General features: G+C 68.6%; 20 protein-coding genes. 5 read left to right on the top strand and 15 right to left on the bottom strand.

Annotation, left to right across the window (positions count from 1 at the left end; all coding sequences use genetic code 11):
• Positions 1 to 18 precede the first annotated feature (18 nt).
• Genes NO362_RS05820 through NO362_RS05790 form a run of 7 tightly spaced genes read right to left on the bottom strand, consistent with a single transcriptional unit; the run spans position 19 to position 7,397 of the window.
• Positions 19 to 594 carry a DUF7261 family protein gene (locus tag NO362_RS05820; protein ID WP_256546460.1) on the bottom strand — a complete coding sequence of 192 codons (576 nt, stop codon included), beginning with the start codon at positions 592 to 594 and terminating at the stop codon, positions 19 to 21.
• Positions 591 to 1,007, bottom strand: coding sequence for a DUF7262 family protein (locus tag NO362_RS05815; RefSeq protein WP_256546459.1), 417 nt, complete (start codon positions 1,005 to 1,007; stop codon positions 591 to 593). The genes NO362_RS05820 and NO362_RS05815 overlap by 4 nt, the downstream gene beginning before the upstream one ends.
• Complete coding sequence (locus tag NO362_RS05810; protein ID WP_256546458.1) at positions 1,000 to 1,710, bottom strand: DUF7263 family protein; 711 nt, start codon at positions 1,708 to 1,710, stop codon at positions 1,000 to 1,002. The genes NO362_RS05815 and NO362_RS05810 overlap by 8 nt, the downstream gene beginning before the upstream one ends.
• Positions 1,707 to 2,291 (bottom strand): DUF7266 family protein, encoded by a 585-nt coding sequence (locus NO362_RS05805; RefSeq protein WP_256546457.1) that lies wholly within the window; start codon positions 2,289 to 2,291, stop codon positions 1,707 to 1,709. Before NO362_RS05805 ends, NO362_RS05810 begins: the two co-directional genes overlap by 4 nt.
• Complete coding sequence (locus NO362_RS05800) at positions 2,288 to 3,034, bottom strand: DUF7289 family protein (protein WP_256546456.1); 747 nt, start codon at positions 3,032 to 3,034, stop codon at positions 2,288 to 2,290. The genes NO362_RS05805 and NO362_RS05800 overlap by 4 nt, the downstream gene beginning before the upstream one ends.
• Positions 3,031 to 5,004 carry a type II secretion system F family protein gene (locus NO362_RS05795; RefSeq protein WP_439331169.1) on the bottom strand — a complete coding sequence of 658 codons (1,974 nt, stop codon included), beginning with the start codon at positions 5,002 to 5,004 and terminating at the stop codon, positions 3,031 to 3,033. The genes NO362_RS05800 and NO362_RS05795 overlap by 4 nt, the downstream gene beginning before the upstream one ends.
• 29 nt (positions 5,005 to 5,033) lie before the next feature.
• Entirely contained in the window at positions 5,034 to 7,397 is a 2,364-nt protein-coding gene (locus NO362_RS05790; protein ID WP_256546455.1) for a type II/IV secretion system ATPase subunit, read from the bottom strand.
• Between the two features lie 202 nt (positions 7,398 to 7,599).
• On the opposite strand from NO362_RS05790, the gene NO362_RS05785 reads away from it, so the two are divergent.
• Positions 7,600 to 8,607: a terpene synthase family protein gene (locus NO362_RS05785; RefSeq protein WP_256546454.1), complete on the top strand. Its 1,008-nt coding sequence runs from the start codon at positions 7,600 to 7,602 to the stop codon at positions 8,605 to 8,607.
• Positions 8,608 to 8,618: 11 nt separating this feature from the next.
• On the opposite strand, the gene NO362_RS05780 is transcribed toward NO362_RS05785, so the two are convergent.
• The 6 genes from NO362_RS05780 to NO362_RS05755 form a co-directional block, all read right to left on the bottom strand.
• Positions 8,619 to 9,356 (bottom strand): DUF8116 family protein, encoded by a 738-nt coding sequence (locus NO362_RS05780; RefSeq protein WP_256287857.1) that lies wholly within the window; start codon positions 9,354 to 9,356, stop codon positions 8,619 to 8,621.
• Positions 9,357 to 9,418: 62 nt separating this feature from the next.
• Positions 9,419 to 9,991: a DUF8054 family protein gene (locus NO362_RS05775; RefSeq protein ID WP_256546453.1), complete on the bottom strand. Its 573-nt coding sequence runs from the start codon at positions 9,989 to 9,991 to the stop codon at positions 9,419 to 9,421.
• 2 nt (positions 9,992 to 9,993) lie between these two features.
• The gene (locus NO362_RS05770) at positions 9,994 to 10,767 is read right to left on the bottom strand and encodes a nucleotide-binding protein (protein ID WP_256546452.1); all 774 of its coding nucleotides are present in this window, start codon (positions 10,765 to 10,767) and stop codon (positions 9,994 to 9,996) included.
• 69 nt (positions 10,768 to 10,836) lie between these two features.
• Complete coding sequence (locus NO362_RS05765) at positions 10,837 to 12,522, bottom strand: cobyric acid synthase (RefSeq protein WP_256546451.1); 1,686 nt, start codon at positions 12,520 to 12,522, stop codon at positions 10,837 to 10,839.
• Positions 12,522 to 13,226 carry a cob(I)yrinic acid a,c-diamide adenosyltransferase gene (locus tag NO362_RS05760; protein ID WP_256546450.1) on the bottom strand — a complete coding sequence of 235 codons (705 nt, stop codon included), beginning with the start codon at positions 13,224 to 13,226 and terminating at the stop codon, positions 12,522 to 12,524. The genes NO362_RS05765 and NO362_RS05760 overlap by 1 nt, the downstream gene beginning before the upstream one ends.
• Before the next feature lie 206 nt (positions 13,227 to 13,432).
• Entirely contained in the window at positions 13,433 to 14,428 is a 996-nt protein-coding gene (locus NO362_RS05755) for a glutathione S-transferase family protein (RefSeq protein WP_256546449.1), read from the bottom strand.
• 201 nt (positions 14,429 to 14,629) lie between these two features.
• Here NO362_RS05755 and NO362_RS05750 point away from each other — a divergent pair, with 201 nt between their 5' ends.
• Positions 14,630 to 15,556, top strand: coding sequence for a sulfide-dependent adenosine diphosphate thiazole synthase (locus tag NO362_RS05750; protein WP_256546448.1), 927 nt, complete (start codon positions 14,630 to 14,632; stop codon positions 15,554 to 15,556).
• 102 nt (positions 15,557 to 15,658) lie between these two features.
• Here NO362_RS05750 and NO362_RS05745 read toward each other — a convergent pair whose 3' ends face one another.
• Complete coding sequence (locus NO362_RS05745; RefSeq protein ID WP_256546447.1) at positions 15,659 to 16,579, bottom strand: thiamine-phosphate synthase family protein; 921 nt, start codon at positions 16,577 to 16,579, stop codon at positions 15,659 to 15,661.
• Positions 16,576 to 17,166 (bottom strand): dCTP deaminase, encoded by a 591-nt coding sequence (gene dcd / locus NO362_RS05740; RefSeq protein ID WP_256287849.1) that lies wholly within the window; start codon positions 17,164 to 17,166, stop codon positions 16,576 to 16,578. Before dcd ends, NO362_RS05745 begins: the two co-directional genes overlap by 4 nt.
• Before the next feature lie 200 nt (positions 17,167 to 17,366).
• On the opposite strand from dcd, the gene pth2 reads away from it, so the two are divergent.
• The 3 genes from pth2 (at position 17,367) to truD (ending at position 20,332) form a co-directional block, all read left to right on the top strand.
• The gene (gene pth2 / locus NO362_RS05735; RefSeq protein WP_256546446.1) at positions 17,367 to 17,705 is read left to right on the top strand and encodes a peptidyl-tRNA hydrolase Pth2; all 339 of its coding nucleotides are present in this window, start codon (positions 17,367 to 17,369) and stop codon (positions 17,703 to 17,705) included.
• A gap of 77 nt (positions 17,706 to 17,782) precedes the next feature.
• A complete protein-coding gene (locus NO362_RS05730) occupies positions 17,783 to 18,865 on the top strand; it encodes a sensor histidine kinase (RefSeq protein ID WP_256546445.1) in 1,083 nt (360 codons plus the stop codon).
• A 57-nt stretch (positions 18,866 to 18,922) separates the two neighbouring features.
• Positions 18,923 to 20,332: a tRNA pseudouridine(13) synthase TruD gene (gene truD, locus NO362_RS05725; protein WP_256546444.1), complete on the top strand. Its 1,410-nt coding sequence runs from the start codon at positions 18,923 to 18,925 to the stop codon at positions 20,330 to 20,332.
• Positions 20,333 to 20,423: the final 91 nt, after the last annotated feature.

Genomic DNA, 20,423 nt, shown 5'->3' with positions numbered 1-20,423 from the left:
CTTACCGTCCAGCGACGATCAGACGGCCCGCAGCGAGAGCGTCGCCGTCGTCGATTCCGCCGGCGAGACAATCCGGACGCTGACCGCGGCGGCGACGACCGTCGTCTCCTCCGCCCGCTCCTGAACGACGACGCCATCGATCGCTCGACACGGCCCGAAATCGCGTCCGCGACCGGAGGGACAGTGCTCGGCCGCCCAGCGAGTGGCCGCCGCGTCGTCGAACGTCACGGTCACCGCTCTGCTCTCGTCCGCGTGGGAACGCTCCAGTCGGCCGATATCCGTACCGACATCCGTCCGGATTCGCTCGACGAGCGAGCCGCGGTCACGCCACGAGACGTCGCGCCCGGCGTCCGTTTCGGCGTCACGGACGGCCGTGCGGAAGGAGGCGGTCAGGCTACGGTCGATCTCCGCGAGCGACGCAACGTCGACCGCGCCCGCGGCGGTCCGGTCGGCGTCGTAGCCAAGTTGCGCGTAGGCGAGCGTCATCGAGAGGAAGGCGACGGCGACGACCGCGGCCGCGACGAGCACGATCTGTGCGCGGTCGTCGCCCCGGAGCGGTCCGCCACGCGGTGACTGCGGCCAGCGGCGGCTCACGCGTACCACACCCGTAGCGTGACGGTACACCGCCCCGTCGCGAGCGTCGCTCGCCCGGACGGCGCGCCGTTGGGCGATGGCGGACCGACGGTCCCGTGTGGGAACTCGATACGCCCGAACGCGGCTGTCGGAAGAACCGCATCGAGTCGAGCGCGAAGGGCGTCGCGTTCGGTTGCGAGTGCGGTCGGCGAGCGACAGGCCGCCGCGAGTCGACTCCGGCCGGCGCCGATCGGTGGCTCCGCGTCGAGGACCGCGAGTGCGTCGGCTGCAGTACGGTCGAGTTTCGCGTCCGAGCCCCCCTCGGCGGCCGGAATCCAGAGGAACCCGGCGACGACCGCGAGGATCAAGAGCGCGCCCACGGCAGCTTCGAGGAGCGATGTCGCGAGCTGCGCTCGATCGGAGCGGTCACGCACCGACACTCACCACCAGCCGCTCGACGCTGGCATTTCTTGTGTGCCACGCGACAGTCGCCGCCCCGGCAACGTATGGATCGTCGGCGTCGAATGCGAGCACGAGCGGGTACGCGTCCGGAACGGCGACCGAGTACTCGCCCGCGAGGCCGGACGGGTCGTGGAGGACGACTCTGTTGCCGGCTCGAACTGTCGTCACACTTCGTCCTCGACGCGGGTCCACCGCCACCGTGACGTCTCCCGTGTGGTCCGCGAGCGTGACTTCACGTCGATCCGAGAGCTCGATCCGCTCGGTATTCTGAACAGGGTGCTCGACACGAACGCGGCGTTCGACCCGCTCGAATCCCGCGCCGCGGACGCGACGACCGTCGCCAGACGCCGCGGGAGCGTTGCGCTCCACGAGAACGTCGCCGCCGAGCGTGACGCGGACCGACCGTCCCCGGAGAGACGGGACGGCGGCTTCGAGGTCGGACGCGGTCAGGTTCCTGACGGCCGCTGAGCGGACGACGTTCGGCCCGCGCGTGTGTGCGGCGTCGACATCGAGGAGGTGCGCGGCGAGATCGTCCGCGGCGTGCGTCGTCGCCGGATCCCGATCGGCGTCGACGAGCGCGTCGTTCGCGAGCGCCGCGCCGGCGACCGTGACCGCCGTCACGACGACGACCGCCACGGCGAAGCCGATCAGATTCGCCTGGGCGCGCGACGTCACGTAGCCGCCTCCCGTTCGATCGTTGACGAAACGGAGCCGCGTGAGCGGTCACGCTCTGCGAGGCGCGAGGCGCCGTCACGCTCGTTGAGGAGTCGAATCGAAATTCGTCCCTCGGTCACGACGACGACCGCCCGCGACGGCGACGCACTGTCCCACGAGCCGCGGACGACGGTGGCGTCGGGAACGGTGAGCCGGATCCGTCCGCCGATCGAGGCATCCGGATGAACGAGCCGCAGCGCCGGCGTGGACGTATCGTTCGCGACGACGACTCGGTAGGGATCACCGCGAATAGCGGGCGGAAGTCGGACGGCAACGCTGCGGTCCGCGCGTACGTCCGTGTCGGTTGGGACCACCGCTTCGACGCGCTCGGCGGCCGCGACGAGCGCCCGATCGCCGAGTTCGGTCCCGACCGCCGCGCGGTAGTCGGGCGCGATGCCGCCGAAGAACGTCGCCGTCAGGAGCGCGACGAACAGCACGCCGACGCCGAGTTCGAGCGTCTTGCCCACGACGGGCGAGAGGCCGCGATCGAACGATCGCCCCCGCGACCGACCCCACCCTCCTGTGTCGCGTCGCCGGCTCATCGGCCCACCTCGACCGCAAGCCGCACGTCGTGGACGACGAGATAGGCGGTCCGCTCGCCCTCGAAAGACGCGACGACGCTCGGCGTGCCGTCGCCGTCGATGTCGCGGCGTGAGGTCGTCGCGCCGCGTTCCTGGAGGTGGCGTTCCCAGGCGGCCGGCGTCGGCGTTTCGATGCCGATGCGGTACGAAGACGCAGGGAGATCGACCCGCTCGGTTCGCGCGTCGGTGCGGAGCGTCATCGCGAGGCGATGGCCGCCGGTCGAGACGCCGTCCGCGCCGCTGGCGTTCAGGACGGGTACCCCGACGTACAGGGTCCCGTTCGCGGGTGCGACCCGACTCGGCGCGACGACGCGACTGCCGCGGTCGTCGCTCTGGACGACGGCACCAGCGAAGCCGGTGACGCGCTGGTCACCGTCGGCGTAGACGATCGCCCCGGCGTGGCCCGCCCAGACGACGCCCTCGTCGTCGAGGAGCCACACGGTCCGGTTGACCACCTGAATCGTCCCCGTCGCGAGTTCGACAGTCGTCTCTCGGTCGCCGGGGGCGGGTCCGAGTGCCGTCTCGAAGTCGTCGCCGACGCGCGTCGCGGCCGCCGAGGCCGACCCGTCCTCGACGATAGACCCGGCCGTCGCCGTGAGTCCGCCGACAGCGAGGACGGTGATTCCAAGGAGGAGCGCGACGCCGACGACCGCCGTCTGTCCGCGGTCGTTTTCCGGCGCAGAAACGGAGCTGTCGGCGCTCATACCAACCCCATTCCCGCAAAGACGATATGACAGACTGCGACCAGACTTCCGGAGTGCAAGAGCGCCTCGTACTGCCCGCGACTGGCGACGCCGGCGAACCACCCGGCGGCGAGCATCGTCGCCTGGGTGGTCACGTAGACGCGGTACTGATCCCGCGCGAGGTCGACCGCGCCGGGATCGACCGCGACGCCCGAGAGTTCCGACATCGTCGATAGCCGGTCGAACCCGGCGAAGACGTTGGCGCTCGTCGCGACGCTGATCCCGACGACTAAAAGCGCAGTCGTCCAGCCGACGGCGACGTAGACGAGCATCCCCGATCTGAGCGCGCGTTTCTCGTGATAGAGGCGGCCCACTTCGCTCTGGAGCGTCTCGAAGACGACGCCCGTGTCGCTGCCGGCGTCGAGCGCGCCGATCACGAGGCCGACCGTCTGCTCGGCCATCGGCGTGCCGACGCGGTCGACGAACCGGTCGAGCGCCGCCGTCCGCAGGTCGGTCTCCGCGTCCGCCGTCGGCGTTGTGAGGTGCAGATTCATCGAGAGATCGGCGACGTCACCGTTCAGCGGTCCGAGGTCGACGTCGCGGGCGACGTGTTCGACCGCGGCGGAGAAGGGCCGCCCGAGGTTGACGTGGCCGGAGACGGCGTGCACGAAGTCTTTGAGTTCGTGGTCCTTCGCGTCGTCGAGTCGGGCGCGGCGGACGGCGACGAGGCCGACAGGAATCGCGTAGCCGACGTAGCCGACCAGAAGCGAGATCACGATGTCGACGCCGAGGAGGACAGACGCGACGAGCGCGGCGACGCCGATCGGCGCGAACGCGACGCTCGCGCTCGCGGGGTTCGTCGTCGCCGTGCGGAGTGTACCGACCGTGCTCGCGGGTCGGTGGTAGGTGACGTGCTGGTCCGGCGGCCGGAGCCGGGCGACGAGCCCCGCAGTCCCGAGGCCGACTACGAGGATGAACGCCGCGCTGCCGTAGACGGCGAGCGCGCGGAGCGTGACGGGACCGAGCGGCGTCTCAACCGGTGCCGAGAGTTCGGGCGAGACGATGCTCATCACCGTGAGGACGATGACGAGGAGCGCCGGGAGGACGAGTAACACGACGAACAGTTCCGCGAGCAGTTCGAGAAACCCCTGCGCGCGACGCCGATCCCGGTCCTGCTGGTGTCGCAGCATTCGACTCTCCATCGCGAGGTACTCCCGGAGCGCGTCCGAGCCCTGCTCGGCGTGCTCGCGGAACTTCAGCAAGAAGGGCGCGAGCGTGTCCTGTGCCGGCGTGTCGCGGGCGACTCGCCGCAATCCCTCGTCGACGTTCCCCGTCATCGCGGCGGTGTTGAGCGCCTTTCGGAGCGCGACTGCCGTCTCCCCGTAGGCGTCGGTGTCGGCGACGCGCCGGAGCATCGCGCGGCGGCCGTCGCTCCCAGACGCGAGGACGTTCAGGTAGCGAACCGCACTCGGAAGCGTGCGCCCGATGTTCGATCGCCGCGCGGCGGTCAACCAGCGGAGGTACCGGCCGCCGGCGTAGACGACGCTCCAGTGGACACCCGCGGCTGCGAGAACGCCGACGAGTCCGGCCAGTGCTGTCGCGTTCCGTCGGGAGATATCGAGGGTTTCGGCGGTGGAGCCACCGATTGCACCGGTACCGACGCCGGTGAGTCGGTCGAGGAGGCCAGCCGCGGCCGATTCGATCATCGTTGGTGGGAGCACGAGTCCGATGGCGACGATTGCCCCACCGGCGAGCACCGCCAGAAGCCACGAGAACGCGTAGACGCGAGCGAGGTACAGATCGAACGCCACGGTCAGGTTGGTTCCGCGATAAGCGCGCCGGTCGCGCTCGTGGCGGCGTGAATCCGCTCGGCTGGCGAACAGCGCGTACGCCGCGCGGTCGAACGCCCCGAGCGAGCGCGTTGCGTGATTCGAGCGTCGTCGAGCCGAATCCGAACGCTGTGTCGGATCAGACGGTGACGACGGTCCCAGATTCGAGCCCTGCTCGGAGTCGCCCCCGCTCACGGCTTCCGTCCTCCGGGCCGATCGCGGGTCCGCACCGCAGCGTCGTCTGCGGTTCCAGTCTCGCGCTCGGACGGCGACGACTCGGTATCGGGCTCGGCAGTCCGGTGTGCACGCTGCCGCCGAACTCGCTCGACGGTCGCGGCCTCGTCAGTCCGGAGATCCGAGAGGAACCCGAACAGCCGGTCGACGTCGGTCACGTCCTCCTGGAGGAGATACTCGACGTAGCCGCGCTTCCGACGGAACTCGCGTTCGATCGTCTCGACGTCCTGGTCGGTCGCGTCGGCGATGCGGTGGAACACGCGGAGCGCGCGGCGGTGCGTCTCGCCCGCGGTAGCGGCATTGTCGCCGCCGAGCGACGGATGATCGTAGGCCATCGCGAACGACCCGTCGGTCTCCCGCCAGAGGATCGTGTTGTAGTAGAGGTTCGTCCCGTCCTTCTCGACGACACCCGTCCGCGCGGACGCGGGCAGTTCCTCGTACTCGGATTCCGAAAGGAGTTCGACGACTGAGCCGACGTACCGCTCGCCGTCGACGCGGCGGGGGAAGACGACCAAGTCGAGTTCGCGCAGGAGATACACGGGCAGCCCCTGCTCGACGACGCGGTTCACCAGCGTCTCGATGTCTTCGGCGTGTGTGGTGCCGACGACGCCGTGGCCGGTGTTCAGCACTTCGGCGAAAGTTTCGAACGACTCCGGGGTGTTGACCTCGGCGATGACTTCCACGTCGGGGTTCAGATAGTTCGCTTCAGTCATCAGATCCGCCATCGAGACGCGCTTGTACTCGTTCTCGTGGTCGCGCGTCGTCAGCGACACGCCGGTCTCGTGGGGGAGATACACCTCGCGAGACCCCTCGTCGATGCTGATCGGGCGGTGGTCGTACGGAATGAAGGGCATATGGGCGTTCATCAGCGTCGTCTTGCCGGCCCCGGTCGGTCCCGAAAAGAGGACGACACGGTGGTGTTCATACAGGAGCCAAAGCAGCGTCACCAGCTCCGTCGGAATCGACCCGAAGCCGACGAGGTCGATCGGCGTCAGCGGCGACGACGCCTGTTTGCGGATCGAGACGTGCGGTCCGTCTTCGGAGATGACCGGGAGCGCGACGGCACACCGGATGGTCTCGCCGTGACCGGTGGCGTCGGGTGCGACTCCCTCGGGGCGGAGGTTCACCTTCGCGGAGGGCTGGCTCGCGCTGAGTTCGACGCCGTCGGCCGCCGCCAGTTGGGTGACGACGTTGACGAAGCTGGTCTCGTCCTCGAAGGCGAGGTTCGTGGGGACGCGTTCGCCCGCTCGGACGACGTCAGCCCGCGGAACGACCTTCACGCGCTCGCCGACCCGATTGGCTTCGACGTCTTCGAGATGCGGGTCGCGGATCGGGACCGTGAGGACGCCCTCGCCGACGTAGTCGCGGAGGACGTAGTAGACAAGGTCGTCGAGGCGGTCCTGGGCGTACCGGCGGTCGACCGGCGGCACGCCGAGCCCGTACGCTGCCAGCGCGTTGCGGGCGCGGTACCGCGTCGCTTCGAGCCACGCGCGGGTGTTGCGCGCGGTGAGGCGGCGCGAGAGGAACTGTCTGGCGCGGTCGCGAATGAACGCCGTCCGATCTTCGACGACTTCGTCGACGTTGGCTTCCCAGATGCGCTCTTTGCACTCGGCGACGAGTGCTTCGTCGCCCGGGAGGAGGTCGGGTTCGAGCACCGCGTACTTCGCCTCGAAGCGGTCGCTACCGAGGAGTCGGTCCCGGTGGACGACGACGTCGACGTCGAACCCCGCAAAGGAGACGGTGTAGTGGCGGAGTCGCTCGCCGGCGACCCGCGTCGCGAACTCGGCGTCCGCGCGGAACGGCGTGACCGCGGGCGCGTAGTTGTCGGTGTGGACGACGAGCGCACCGTCGGTCTCGCCTTCGACGTCGACGACGTCGACGCGGTCGTCGAGCGCTATCGGCGTCACGGGGCCGAGCAGGCGCAATTCGCAGGTCGCGTAGTAGTCGAGGCGGCGGCGGGTGGCGGGCGCGACGTCGAGAAGCCGATCGAGGACGCGCCGGTACTTCGGCGGCAACCCCGCGGCCGCTCGCTCGGCAGTTCCCTGACGAGTGAGCGGCCGGCGGACGTCCACGCCCGAAAAGTAATCTAGCACTGACACGAGCGCGCGTTCGGAGTCGGCTCCAAGGGCCGGCTCTCGAATCTGATACGAGAAGCCGACACCGTCGGGGCCGTCGCGGATCGTCGTGACGACGCCGGGCGTGACCTCGTACTGTGCGCGAACTGTCGGTGCGTACCACGCGTCGGTGCTGTCCGGTGGTTCTGGCGCCGGAACGACCGGCGCGTCAGGGACTTTGGCGTCCCGTTGCGCGGCCGAAGTCATCCCGCCTCCACGGGGACGCGTCGATCATACATACCGTCGCTTCTTCCCCGTTCGTATATAAACGCTCGCGGCAGTTATCTCGGGCGATAATCGAAGGACTGCGTCGAGGTCATAGTCGTTTTCAATTGACAGTAAGCACATCACTTATTCTGGTCGACGGAAACCAGGAATCATCGGAGCGATCGAAGACCCCGCCGCGACTGTGGTTGCATCGATCGACGGCGACAGAGCCGCAGCACTCCTCGAGTCGATCGCGGATCACGAACTACCGCCGGCGCTCGGCGACCTCGTTTCGGAGTATCAGTCCTTCGAGGCGGCCCGTCCCGCGTTCATCTGGAAGTGGGTCCACCACCTCGCGCCGGCGAACACGATGCCCTTCGTCGACGAGACTCACCACGAGCGCGTCGCCACGAACAAGACGATGCTCGTGTTGTTCGTCACCATCCTCGACGACCTCCTGGAGAAGTACCGCGACTACGAGACGTTCGACGCGATCGTCAGTCTGGCTCGGGCGGGAGATCGCCTCGACGGGGGAGACGGAGTCGGTGTCGAAGCCCGCTCGGACGCGGTCGACGACGAGTACGTCGCGTTCGCGGCGCGCGTGTGGGAGACGCTCGTCTCCCGCCTCGAACGGGGGGCGAAGTTCCAGCAGTACGCCCCGCGGTTCCGGTTCGACGTGCGACAGATCGTCACAGCGATCGAGTACAGCACCCTCGTCATCGAGCGCCCAGAGCAGGCGACAGTCCACGATCTCCGGCGGTACGAGACGCACAATATGGGGATGCACAGTTACCTCGACATCGACCTGATGCACGCCTCGGCCGACCTCGCCCGGGCGACGGCAGACCTTCGGGCGGCGGTCGACGCCGCCCAGCAAATGGCGCGGATCGGCAACTGGGTCAGCACCTGGGAACGGGAGGTGTTAGAAGGCGACGTCAGTTCCGGAGTCGTCGTCGCCGCGCTCGAACGCGGGATCGTCGACCCCGAGGATCTCCCGGACCCCGACGATCCGGACGCCGAAGCGGCGGCACGCGTCATCGACCGGATCGACGGCCACGACCTCGAATCGGAGTTCCTCGACGAGTGGAACGTGCAGTATCGACGGCTCGAAACCCTCCGCGATCGGATCGACGCCGTGGACCTGGGTCCGTTCGTCGAAGGGACCAAAGAGGTCCTGCGCTATCATCTCGCGAGCCGCGGTTTCAAGTGACTGCGCTGCTCTCAAGCGCCACTGAACCGCTCGCGCTCGCGGCGACACACCCGCTCCCAGAGCGTGAAGAGCGAACTCCCGAGGCCGTATCGCTCGTCGATAGTGCGTACCCACTCGTCGTCGGTAAAGAGCAGGTACTGAAGTCGTCGGACCGTCGGATCGAGGTCCTCCATCGCGAGGTCACCGACGTAGTAGCCGACAGTCTGATCGCGCGCCTCGGCGATCAGTTCCGGGGGCACGCCGATGCCGCACTCGGTCGCGACGTAGTCGAACCACTCCAGATGTAGGATGGCGTCGGCGAACGCGAACCGATCGGCGAAGCCCGAGACGGATTCGATTGCGGGGGACCCGCGGGAGACGACGTCGTCGGGGCGACTGAACCGCGGCAGCGAGAGGTGATCGATCGTCGCGGCGTACTGGTCGGCGACGCGCCTGAGTCGCCAGTCGGCGTAGGCCGTCGGCGCAGTCAGTGAGAGTTCGTACCACACGGGCGTCCACTCCAAGAAGGGGAGCCCGAACGCGGCGTCGGCGTAGAGGTCCGCGGCGATCAGGCGATTGACCGCGGGCGCGACGTCCGCGCCGGTTCGGTTCGCCCGCATCGCCGTCTCCGCTTCGTCGATGAAGCCCGAGAGGTCGCCAGTGTGAAACCCCATTCCGTCGGCGACACGCAGGAGATACTCTCCCCCGGGCCGGAACCAATCTGCGAAGTCCGACGCCGTCCGCGCGCGCAACAGCGAGAAGACGCTCACACGACCCCTAGGAGGTCCGTTGGTATATATAGTCGCGTTTGACAGCGCACGGCATCTGTCCGTTATCCTGACGAGTCCGGCGGTTCCTCTCCGTCGAGTTGCTCCGCCAGACCCCACTCAGCGGCCCGCGCTTGCGCCTCTGCGCGCGCCTCGTCGCGAATCGCGTCGATGCGGTCGGCGTCGGCGAGAAACGCTTCGACCGCACTCGCTCCCGCGGCGTCGGCTAGCCGATCCTCGGGCGCGGCGTCGCGCGTTCGGTCGACGAGCGTCTCGTCGTCCGCGAGGACGTCGGCCGGCGCGGAAGGGGCGACTCGGAGTTCCTCGACCCGATGGGCTGCCGCCAGCGCGTCGGCCGCGAGTTCGTACACCTCGGCGTGAAACAGGTCGCCGGTGAGCGCGTCGAGCGCGGCGCGGCCGCCCGCGTCGCTCGCGGAGTGGTACGCCAGCACGGGGACGCCCGCCTCGAACGTGAGGACCGCCCGCTCGTCGTTCCCGAAGAGGATGGACCCCTGTGGCTCGAAGACGACGTAGCCGGTGAGTTCGCGGTCGAGCACCCCCGCGAGCGTTTCACCGATGTCGGCGTCGGTCCGCGAGCGGCAGAGTTCGCCCTCAGGGATGTGGCCGTCGGCCACCATCGTCAGAGGCGGTCCGGGACGACGGCACTCCGGAAGCGGTCCGCGACGCCCGCGGCGTCGCCCGCTCGGACGTCGAGATTCCCGGCGGCCTCGTGGAAGGCGTCGGCCGCAGGATCAGTCGGCGCGTGCGCGAGGAGTGGTTCGCCGGCCCGCCGCGCGGCCCGCACCGCATCGCTCTCGGGGACGCTCGCCAGCGCCGTCCCACCGAAGTAGCGCGCGGCCTGCTCCGAAATCGTCTCGACGTCTTCGTCGGGGCGGACGCGGTTGAAGAGCACGCCCGCCGTCTCGGTGCCGTACGAGCGGGCGTACTCCTGCACCTTCAGCCCGTCTGAGAGCGAGGGCACCGTCGGCTGGAGGACGACGACGACGCGATCGGCGAGAACAACCGGCAACACGGCGCTTTTCGAGCCGAGCGCCGCGGGCGAATCGAGCAGGAGGACGTCGGTGTCGGCTGCGAGTTCGGCGACGACGTCCCGAAGGTTACCCGGATCGGCGGCCTCGAACGCCGTGAGACTCGTTCCGCAGGGGACGACCGACATTCCGAACCGGTCGTAGACGGCGTCCTCGACCGCGACGTCGCGATCGGAGACCAGGAGGTCGTGCAGTGTCACGTCGGCGTCGTCGAGTCCCGCGTGAAAGAGGAGATTCGCCATCCCGGTGTCGGCGTCGATGACCGTGACGTCGTACCGCTCGGCGAGCGCCATCCCGAGCGCCAGCGTGCTCGTCGTCTTTCCGGTGCCGCCTTTCCCGCTCGCGACGGCGAACGCCTCGACCATACCCGAACCTCGCGGTACCCGCTGAAAAGTCTTCGAGTCCGATTCTCGGCTGTGATTCCGTGACGGCGCTCAGGTGGACGGCACCACATCGGGGACGAGGACGTCCAGCGGGAGCGGGTCGACGAGGTCGGCGGCGCGCTCGTAAGCGGTTGCGTCGGTCGCGCCGGTGCCGGCGGTGTCGGTTCGCGCGCCGTCCGTCGGCCGTGATATCCCCGCGGACTCGAAGACCGCGTCGACGAACGCCTCGCGGGCGGTCTCGTTCTCGAAGAGGCCGTGGAGGTACGTCCCGAGTGCGTTGCCAGACGCCGCCCCGAGCGTCACCGGCTCGCGGTCCGCTGTCGAGAACGGCGTCTCGGTCGGCGTCGAGCGTGCGAGGGGTTCGTCGATCGCCCGCGTCTCGCCCGCGTGGATCTCGTATCCCGCGACGGCGCCCGAGGCGCCGGCGAGCGGTCCCGTTCCGTCCAGCGTCCACGAGACGGGGGCGACGCGCTTCCGTCGCAAGAACGTCGTCTCCACTGCCAGCAGGCCGAGTCCGGGGAGTTCCGCGTCCTCCGCGTCGCCCGCACTCTCCACGTCGGCGTCGACGAGGCGCTCGCCGAGGAGTTGGTAGCCGCCGCAGAGGCCGACGACGGGGCCCTCGAAGTCCCACAGGCGCTCGTGGAAGCCGGCCTCGCGGAGCGTCCGGAGGTCGTCGGTCGTGTTCTTCGTCCCGGTTAGGACGACCGCGTCGGCGTCCGCGAGCGACGTCTCCGGTGGAACGAACGCGACGCGGACGCCCGGAACGGCCGCGAGCGGATCGACGTCGGCCGTGTTCGACGCCCGTGGGAGTCGGGGGACAGCGACGGTGACTCGCTGTTCCTCGGGAACGCCGTCGTCGTCGCCGCGGACCGACCGCTCGCCGACGGCCGGCAGCGAGACGCTGTCCTCGTCGGGAAGGCCGGGATCGTCGTACGGGAGCACCGCGAGAACTGGCACGCCGGTTCGCGCTTCGATCTCCTCGATACCGGGGTCGAGCAGCGAGCGGTCGCCGCGGAACTTCGTGATCGCGACGCCGACGACGCGCTTGCGCACGTCGTCGGGGAGCAGTTCGAGCGTGCCCAGAATGGACGCGAACACGCCGCCGCGCTCGATGTCGGCGACGAGCAGGACGGTGGCGTCGGCGAATCGCGCCGTCTCGACGTTCGCTAGGTCCCGGTCGTGGAAGTTCACCTCCGCAATCGAGCCCGCGCCCTCGGCGACGACGACGTCGTGATCGGCCGCGAGGCGCGCGTGCGCCGCTTCGGCCGCCCGCCGGGCATCGTCCCAGTGCTCGGCGTAGTAGTCGCCCGCGGCGTAGTGGCCGACCGCGACCCCGTCGACGACGAGTTGGGATTCGCCTCCGCCGCGCGGCTTCAAGAGGACGGGGTTGTGGTCGGTCGTCGGCCGGACGCCGGCCGCGCGGGACTGGACGTACTGAGAGACGCCGATCTCGCCGAATGCCGGGCTGTGATCAGACTCGGTGACGGGGCCGGAGTCGAAGCGGGGGCCGGAGCCGCCGGCCTCACGAGTCCGCACCGCGCTCGGACGGACGACCGCCCGCGCCTCGTTGCTCATATTCTGCGCCTTGAACGGCGCGACGTCGACGCCGGCGTCAGCGAGACGGCGACAGAGCCCGGCGGCCACCGTGCTCTTGCCGACGTGACTGGCCGTCCCCGCGACGAGAATCGTCTCGGCGGCACCGCTGTCGTCGCCGCCCGCTCCGACGTCGTCGGCCATCAGTACTCGGTGCCTTTCCGGGCGCGAACGCCCGCGTCGAAGGGGTGTTTCACCTTTCGCACTTCGGTCACGAGGTCGGCGGCGTCGAGCAGGTAGGTCGGCTCCGAGTGGCTCCCGGTGAGGACGAGTTCGAGGTTATCGGGTTTCTCGTCGATTAGATCGAGCACGTCGGCCACCTCGAGGAGGTCCTGCTCGACGGCGTAGAGGATCTCGTCGAGGACGAGCAGGTGAACGCCGTCCGTGGGGTCGCCGTCGAGGTCGAGCGGGGCCGTCAGGTCCGCGTCGGCCGCGCCGTCGACGATTTCCGCCGTTCGTTCGAGCGCGCCGCGGGCCTTCGCGTGGTGCTCGTCGTCGTCGGAGCCGTCGAGCAGGCCGTGCCAGCCGTAGTGGCCCGTGTTCTCGTAGGAGATGCCGGGGACGGCCGCGATGGCGTTGTACTCGCCCCGGACGCCTTCGACCGAGTCGGCGCCGCCCTTCAGGAACTGGAGGAGGTGGACGCGGTAGCCGTGGCCGGCCGCGCGGAAGGCCATCCCGAGCGACGCCGTCGTCTTGCCCTTGCCGTCGCCCCACCACGCCTGTACCAGGCCGAACTCCGCGGGGGCCGCGGGTTCGATGTCGGTCGCGGACGGGCGGACGCCGCCGCCCGGCGTCTGGCGTCGGGCCTCCGCTGGCGTCCCTGCGGTCGCGTCGTCGCTGTCAGTCATACGCGAGGAGAGGGAGGGGTCGGACAAGAAGGCGACGCGTTGATCCGGGCGAGCGTCGCGGTGGGGGGTCGGTCAGTCGCCTGGCCGCTGAGAGGCCCTGCTCATAGCGATTATCGTAACTGTTCGGAGAGTCTCGCCGTATCGTCCGGCGAGAAGTCTATGACGACTTACGATAATCCCTATATGGAGACGTACGGTAGTCCCTATCAGTCGTCCGCGACGGCGGCGTCAGCCCGAAGTGCAGGGGGAAAGTCGGCTGGCAGCCGATCGCGGTCGTGCGGCTCCGAGAAGTCGATGTCGGGGCCGGACGGGACGAGTCGCTTCGGGTTCACGTCGTCGTGGCTCATATAGTAGTGCCGCGTGATGTGATCGAGGTTCACCGTCTCGGCGACGCCCGGGAACTGGTAGATCTCCTTCGTGTAGTTCCAGAGGTTCGGATACTCGTGGATCGCCCGGCGGTTGCACTTGAAGTGGGTGTGATAGACGTGGTCGAACCGGATCAGCGTCGCGAACATCGCGATGTCGGCCTCGGTGAACACGTCGCCGGCGAGGAAGCGCTGCTCGTCGAGGACGGCCTCCCAGCGGTCGAGCGCGTCGAAGAGGTCCTCGATCGCCGCCTCGTGAGCCGCCTGCGTGTCGGCGAACCCGGCGCGGTAGACGCCGTTGTTGATCGGGTCGTAAATCTCGTCGATGGCCTGATCGACCGCGTCGCGATAGCCCTCGGGCCAGAGATCGACACCGTTGGCGTCGTCGAACTCGGTGTCGAGCATCCGCATAATCTCGCGGGATTCGTTGTTGACGATGGTCTCGCGCTCGCGATCCCAGAGGACGGGAACGGTCACGCGGCCGGTGTAGTCTGAGTCCGCGCGCGTGTAGATGTCGCGGAGGTAGTCCTCGCCGTAGACCGGATCGGGGTACTCCTCGGAGAACTCCCAGCCGTCCTCGTAACGGACGGGCTCGACGATCGACAGCGAGATGTCGTCTTCCAGCCCGAGCAGGCGGCGGGCCATCGCCACGCGGTGGGCCCACGGACAGGCACGGGAGATGTAGACGTGATACCGACCCGACTCGGCGGGGTATTCGGCGTCCGGATCGTCCTGAATCCAGTCGCGGAACGTCGTCTCCTGTCGGTCGAACTCGCCTTCCTCGTTCGTGGCCTGGTAGGCGTCGGTCCGCCACTCACCGTCGACGAGCATATTCATCGGCGGACACCTCCGCGCGCCGCTGTAGAACGTGTAAGCGTCGAAGATCCGTTCATTGTGTCTGGACGAGGTGGCGTAGCCGTGTAAGTCGTTCGGCCAGCGAACGCCTCCCGCGGACGGCAGTGAGCGTCACGAGCGGGGCGACGCCGCGCTCGGCCCGTCATCGAAACGTCTTAGTAGTAAGTAATATCACTAGGTGGTATGGCGGAGTTCACCGGATTCACAGACGTAAGCGAAGCGCAGGTAACGCGAGCGATCGCCAGCGACTGGAGCGAGGAGTTCCTCGATCGGGTCGACACCGACGTCATCATCGTCGGCGGCGGTCCCTCGGGACTCGTCACGGCGAAGGAACTGGCCGAGCGCGGCGTCGACGTGACCATCGTCGAGAAGAACAACTACCTCGGCGGCGGCTTCTGGCTCGGCGGGTTCCTGATGAACAAGGTGACGGTGCGCGACCCCGCGCAGTCGGTGCTGGACGAACTGGGCGTCCCCTACGAGGAGTCCGACGAAGCGCCCGGTCTGTACGTCGCCGACGGACCGCACGCCGTTTCGGCGCTCATCGAGGCCGCCTGCGACGCTGGCGCGGCGATCCAGAATATGACCGAGTTCACCGACGTCGTCGTCCGCGAGGGCGACCGCGTCGGCGGCGTCGTCCTCAACTGGACGCCGGTCCACGCGCTCCCTCGCGAACTCACCTGCGTCGACCCCGTCGCGGTCGAGTCCGACCTCGTCGTCGACGCCACCGGCCACGAGGCCGTCGTCATCTCGAAGCTCGCAGAGCGGGACGTCCTGGACGCGCCGGGCATCGAACACGCGAGCGAGCACAACACGGGAATGGACGCGACCGGCGACGACGAGTACGGCGCGCCCGGCCACGACTCCCCCGGCCACGACTCGATGTGGGTCAGCAAATCCGAGGATCAGGTCGTCGAACACACCGGCGTGGTCCATCCGGGGGTCGTCGCCACCGGAATGGCCGTCGCCACCGTCGACGGACTGCCCCGAATGGGTCCGACGTTCGGCGCGATGCTCCTCTCGGGCAAGCGTGGCGCGCAAGCGTGTCTCGACGAACTAGAGCGCGACGCCGCCCCCGTCGACTTCGCGCCGGCCGCGCCCGCGGACGACTGATACTGTCGGACAGAACGATGTGAAAATCATCGGCACCCCGTGGGTGCCAATATGATTCACGAACTTCTGTCCGGCAGTATGAGCCTCGCGAACGGAGATGGCCTACTGCTCGGGACGAAGAAGCGTCTTGACCGCCGTGACGGCCGCGTCGGCGTCGGGACCGAGCACGTAGGTGATCGGCTCGATGCCGTACCCGCCGGTCTGATAGCAGACGAACGTCTCCGAGAGCGTCTCGGGGCCGCGTTCTTCGACCGACTCCCGGATCGGGTCGGTCGGCGCGTCGGGGTCGAACTCCACCGTGTCGTAGCCCGCGGCGTCGAGGTCGGCGACGAGCTGGGAGTCGTAGCGGACGTTGATCGCCGCGCGGACGTCGCAGCCAGCCGCACGCGCCGAGAGGAGCACCGACGCAACGTGCTCGCTGACTCCGAACTCGGGATCGCTCGGGACCGTCGCGCGCCCCTTCACGTCGAAAATGCGGCCGGGGACGCCCGCGACGTCGTCGACGGTCGACGCGTCGGGGAGGCACTCGACGAGGTTCGATCCGACGTTCGGGATGAGTCCCGCGAAGCCGCTCGCGTTAGTGAGTCGGCGGAGCGCCTGCCGGACCGACGACCGTACCTGCTCGCTCGTACGGAGCCCGCTTTCGGGGTCGTGAATCCGCACGTAGCCGTCGTAGTCGGCCAGTTCCGGCATCGCTTCTTCGTGCAGGCGAGCGAGCAGGTCGCCCTCCTCCAACTGGCGGACGAGCACTTCGGCCTCGACGAGAGCCTGCACCCGGCTCATATCGCCCGTCGCGAGCCCGTCGGCGACGCGCTCGACGAGGTCGACGACGCGGTCGTCTTCCAGCACTTCTTCTCGGCGGCTGATCTCGCCGTGGGCGTACTTCGAGACGGCCGACTGGCTGATCCCGAGTGCCTCGGCGACTTCGTGTTGGGTCAGGCCGCGGTCGCGGAGTTCCTCGGCGAGCATCGAGCGGAACGTCGGGAGGAACTCCTCGACGACGACCTCCTCGATGAATCTCATTCTCGGTCTCCGGTGAACTCGGGGTCGTCACCGATCCGCGAGGCCTGCGGCCCCTCCTGTCCCTGGTACTTCGAGCCGCGTTCGGCGCCGTAGGGGCGGGCCGCGGGCTGGGTGAGCTCCGTAAACACGAGCTGTGAGACGCGCATCCCCGGCGTGAGCGCGACCGGGGCAGTACCGAGATTCGAGAGTTCGAGCGTGATCTGCCCCTCGTAGCCCGGGTCGACGATCCCGGCCGTCGCGTGAATCACGATCGCGAGCCGACCGAGCGAGGACCGGCCCTCGACTGTCGCGAGGAGGTCCGGCGGGATCTCGACGCGCTCTTTGGTCGTCCCGAGGACGAAGTCGCCGGGGTGGAGGATGAACTCCTCTCCCTCGGGGACCCGCGTCTCGGTCACGTACTCGGAGACTTCGGCCTCACGGTTCGGGTGGATGCACGAGATGTTGGTCCGCTGGAACTCCAGGAACTCCTCGCCGAGCCGCAGATCCAGGCTCGCCGGCTGAACCTGCATATCGAGGTCGTCGATGGGGTCGACGACCAGGTCCCCAGTTTCTAAGCGAGCCAGGATGTCGTCGTCCGAGAGTATCATCGTCAGAACGAGCGTGAGCGAGGGACGTAAAGTCATCCTTCCGAGAGAGCCAGCCGAGCGGAGTGACGGCCAATAGGGATTATCGTAACTGTTCGGAGATTCTCGCCGTACTGTCCGGCGAGAGATCTATGCGGACGTACGATAATCCCTACAAGCGGACAAAGCGAGGACATATACCACGTCGCGCGCCACCCTCGCGTATGAAGCAAGCCATCGTCGCCCGGACGGATCTCGGAATGGGCCGCGGCAAGCTCGCGGCGCAGGTCGCGCACGCCTCGCTGTCGGCCTACGAAGACACCGACGAGCGAACTAGAAAGCGGTGGAAAGGCGAGGGCCAGAAGAAAGTCGTACTCAAAGCCGACGGCGAATCGGAACTGTTCCGCCTCGCCGACGAGGCCGAACGCCTGGGCCTCCCGCACGCCGTCGTCAGAGACGCCGGGCACACCCAGTTAGATCCCGGAACGGTGACCTGTCTGGCCGTCGGCCCCGCCCGCGAAGAAGACGTCGACCGAGTCACCGGCGACCTCTCGCTGTACTGATCGAGAGGGGGCGAACGACCATCGATGGGGTCGAACGGCCAAACGACTTACCACAGGTCCGTGCGGAGAGACAGAAGATGAGCGAGTTCGCGGGTCCGAGTGCCGATAGCTTACTCTTGGAGGTCGTCGACGATCTCGGAGACGCCGTGATCGCTCGCGACGCGGGAAGCGGCGAGGTCGTCGCGGTCAACGGCACCGTCGAGGAGTTGTTCGGCTACCCGCCGGCAGCCTTCCGTGAACTCGGGATCGACGAGTGCGCCGTGTCCCCAGCGCAGGCGCAGGACGCACGGACGGGCGCCGAGCGAACGGCCCGCGAGACGGGGTCGGGGACGTATCGCTGGGAGGTCGAGCGGCGCGACGGAACGACGTTCTGGGCGGAGTCGACTGTCTCGCCGACGACCGTCGGCGAACGGGAGTGCTTCGTGAGCGTCGTTCGCGACGTGAGCGAACAGACCGAGCGCGAGCGCGAACTCGAACGCTTCGCCGAGATCCTGACACACGACCTCCGGAACCCGCTGAACGCGGCGCAGGCGCAGGTGGGGATTCTCCGCGGCGAGGTCTGCGGCGGCGAGGAGTTCTTAGACCGTCTCGAACGTGTCCACGGTCGGATGGCAGACATCGTCGACGACGTGCGAACGCTCGTCAGCCACGGCGACCGCGTCGAAAATCCCGTCCAGGTCGATCTGAATCAGGTCGTCGACGGCGCCTGGGAAGCCGTCGTCGGTGGGAGAGACGGCCGCAGCGCGCACGGGAACGCCCGGGGCGCGCCGACACTCGTCGTCGAAGACGACCTCGGAACCGTGACGGCCGACGAGAGCCGGATCGGCAGACTCTTCGAGAACCTCTTCGAGAACGCCGTCCGGCACGCGACCGGCGACAGCGGCGTCACCGTGACGGTGTCGACCACGCCGGGGGGGCGCGGAATCGTCGTCGCCGACGACGGCCCAGGCATCGTCGCGGACGACCGAGAGCGCGTCTTCGATTACGGATACACCACCGCCGACCGCGGAACGGGCTTCGGCCTGAATATCGTCTCGGCTGTGGCCGACTCCCACGGATGGGATATCGACGTCCGCGAGGCCGACTCTGGGGGCGCGCGCTTCGAGATCACCGGAATGTGGGACGACCCCGTCCGGCGGGGCGACGCCGCGCGCGAGTAAGACGAAGGCCGAACCGGAGCGGCCTTACCCCCAGAGCGGGAACCCGGTGACGACCAGATGCGCGAGGCACACCCGCTCGAACGGCGCGTCGGCATCGAGTACTACTTCAGCGACGCCGACGGGACCGGCGGCCGCCTGCGGACGACGCCCGAGGACTTCCGCGTCCGCGAACTGGAGACGATGGAGCCCGAACCGCTCGCGGCCGACGCGGGCGACTATCCGCACCTGCTCGTCCGCGCGGAGCTCCGGCAGTGGGACACGAACGACTTCGCTCACCGGCTCTCGAACGCGCTCGGAATCAGCCGCGAGCGGGTCTCGTGGGCGGGCACGAAGGACAAACACGCGGTCACGACGCAACTATTCACGCTCTCGGACGTCGATCCCGACGACCTACCCGAGATCGACGACGCGGACGTCGAGGTGCTCGGCCGGGTCGGCCGAACGCTCCACTTCGGCGATCTCGCGGGCAACGCCTTCGAGATCCGCGTTCGCGACGCCGACGTCACGCCCGTCGAGGGGATCACCGCCGAACTGCACGCGCGGCTTCAGGAGGCGGCAGACGAGCGTCAGCGCAGCGTCGCCGACGTGTTCACCGAGGCCGACGGCTGCGTCGACGTCGCGGTCCCGAACTACTTCGGCCACCAGCGCTTCGGCAGCCGCCGTCCCGTCACCCACGAGGTCGGCCTGTGCGTCGCCCGCGGCGAGTGGCGCGAAGCCGTCCTGACGTACGTCGGCAATCCGTTCGATGCCGAACCGGAGGCGACGCAGGCCGCGCGGGCGTTCGTCGACGAGCAGGCCGCGACGACCGATCCCGACTGGCAGGCGGCGCTCGATCGAATGCCCGGCGCACTCCGGTTCGAGCGTGCGATGCTGCACCGGCTGCACGAAGACGGCGACGAGACCGCAGAAGACTGGCGACACGCGCTCGAAGCCGTCCCCCAGAACCTTCAGCGCCTGTTCGTCAACGCCGCGCAGTCGTACGCGTTCAACCGGATCGTCAGCGAGCGGCTCTCGCGTGGGCTCCCGCTCTCGGAACCGGTCGCGGGGGACGTCGTCTGCTTCGCCGACACCGACGCGCCCGAGGGGCTCTATCGGCCGGACACGGACCGGACGCAGACGGCGACCGAGCGACGCGTGGACGTGATGCGCCGCCACTGCGAGCGCGGCCGGGCGTTCGTGACGGCGCCGCTCGTCGGCACCGAAACCGACCTCGTAGAGGGCGAACCCGGCGACGTCGAGCGCGCAGTCCTCGACGATCTGGGCCTCGAACCGTCCGACTTCGATCTGCCCGGCGAGTTCCACTCGACGGGGACGCGCCGAGCGGTCCTCCTTCGGACGTGCGTCGACGTAGACACCGACCTCGAGGACAGCGAGGACACCTACGACCTGTCGTTTTCGCTGCCGTCGGGGTCGTACGCGACGGTGCTTCTCCGGGAGTACCTGAAGACGAGTCCGACGGAGTTGTGAGCGCGAATTGTGGATGTACGCCCGCTGCGGCGTCATTTTCGGACTTATGCGCACAGCCAAGCCAGTGACTCGATAGCCGCGCTTTTATTTT

Source organism: Halobellus inordinatus (genome assembly GCF_024498335.1).
GTDB classification, from domain to species: domain Archaea; phylum Halobacteriota; class Halobacteria; order Halobacteriales; family Haloferacaceae; genus Haloquadratum; species Haloquadratum inordinatus.
This window is presented reverse-complemented; position numbering and strand designations above follow the sequence as displayed.

What these genes read in the sequence shown, in the direction of transcription:
- NO362_RS05760 (WP_256546450.1), bottom strand. Translation starts at nt 13,226, where the DNA reads ATGACTGACAGCGACGACGCGACCGCAGGGACGCCAGCGGAGGCCCGA.
- truD (WP_256546444.1), top strand. Translation starts at nt 18,923, where the DNA reads ATGCGCGAGGCACACCCGCTCGAACGGCGCGTCGGCATCGAGTACTAC.
- NO362_RS05790 (WP_256546455.1), bottom strand. Translation starts at nt 7,397, where the DNA reads ATGACTTCGGCCGCGCAACGGGACGCCAAAGTCCCTGACGCGCCGGTC.
- NO362_RS05750 (WP_256546448.1), top strand. Translation starts at nt 14,630, where the DNA reads ATGGCGGAGTTCACCGGATTCACAGACGTAAGCGAAGCGCAGGTAACG.
- NO362_RS05800 (WP_256546456.1), bottom strand. Translation starts at nt 3,034, where the DNA reads ATGAGCGCCGACAGCTCCGTTTCTGCGCCGGAAAACGACCGCGGACAG.
- NO362_RS05805 (WP_256546457.1), bottom strand. Translation starts at nt 2,291, where the DNA reads ATGAGCCGGCGACGCGACACAGGAGGGTGGGGTCGGTCGCGGGGGCGA.
- NO362_RS05755 (WP_256546449.1), bottom strand. Translation starts at nt 14,428, where the DNA reads ATGAATATGCTCGTCGACGGTGAGTGGCGGACCGACGCCTACCAGGCC.
- NO362_RS05765 (WP_256546451.1), bottom strand. Translation starts at nt 12,522, where the DNA reads ATGGCCGACGACGTCGGAGCGGGCGGCGACGACAGCGGTGCCGCCGAG.
- NO362_RS05745 (WP_256546447.1), bottom strand. Translation starts at nt 16,579, where the DNA reads ATGAGATTCATCGAGGAGGTCGTCGTCGAGGAGTTCCTCCCGACGTTC.
- NO362_RS05730 (WP_256546445.1), top strand. Translation starts at nt 17,783, where the DNA reads ATGAGCGAGTTCGCGGGTCCGAGTGCCGATAGCTTACTCTTGGAGGTC.
- dcd (WP_256287849.1), bottom strand. Translation starts at nt 17,166, where the DNA reads ATGATACTCTCGGACGACGACATCCTGGCTCGCTTAGAAACTGGGGAC.
- NO362_RS05770 (WP_256546452.1), bottom strand. Translation starts at nt 10,767, where the DNA reads ATGGTCGAGGCGTTCGCCGTCGCGAGCGGGAAAGGCGGCACCGGAAAG.
- pth2 (WP_256546446.1), top strand. Translation starts at nt 17,367, where the DNA reads ATGAAGCAAGCCATCGTCGCCCGGACGGATCTCGGAATGGGCCGCGGC.
- NO362_RS05775 (WP_256546453.1), bottom strand. Translation starts at nt 9,991, where the DNA reads ATGGTGGCCGACGGCCACATCCCTGAGGGCGAACTCTGCCGCTCGCGG.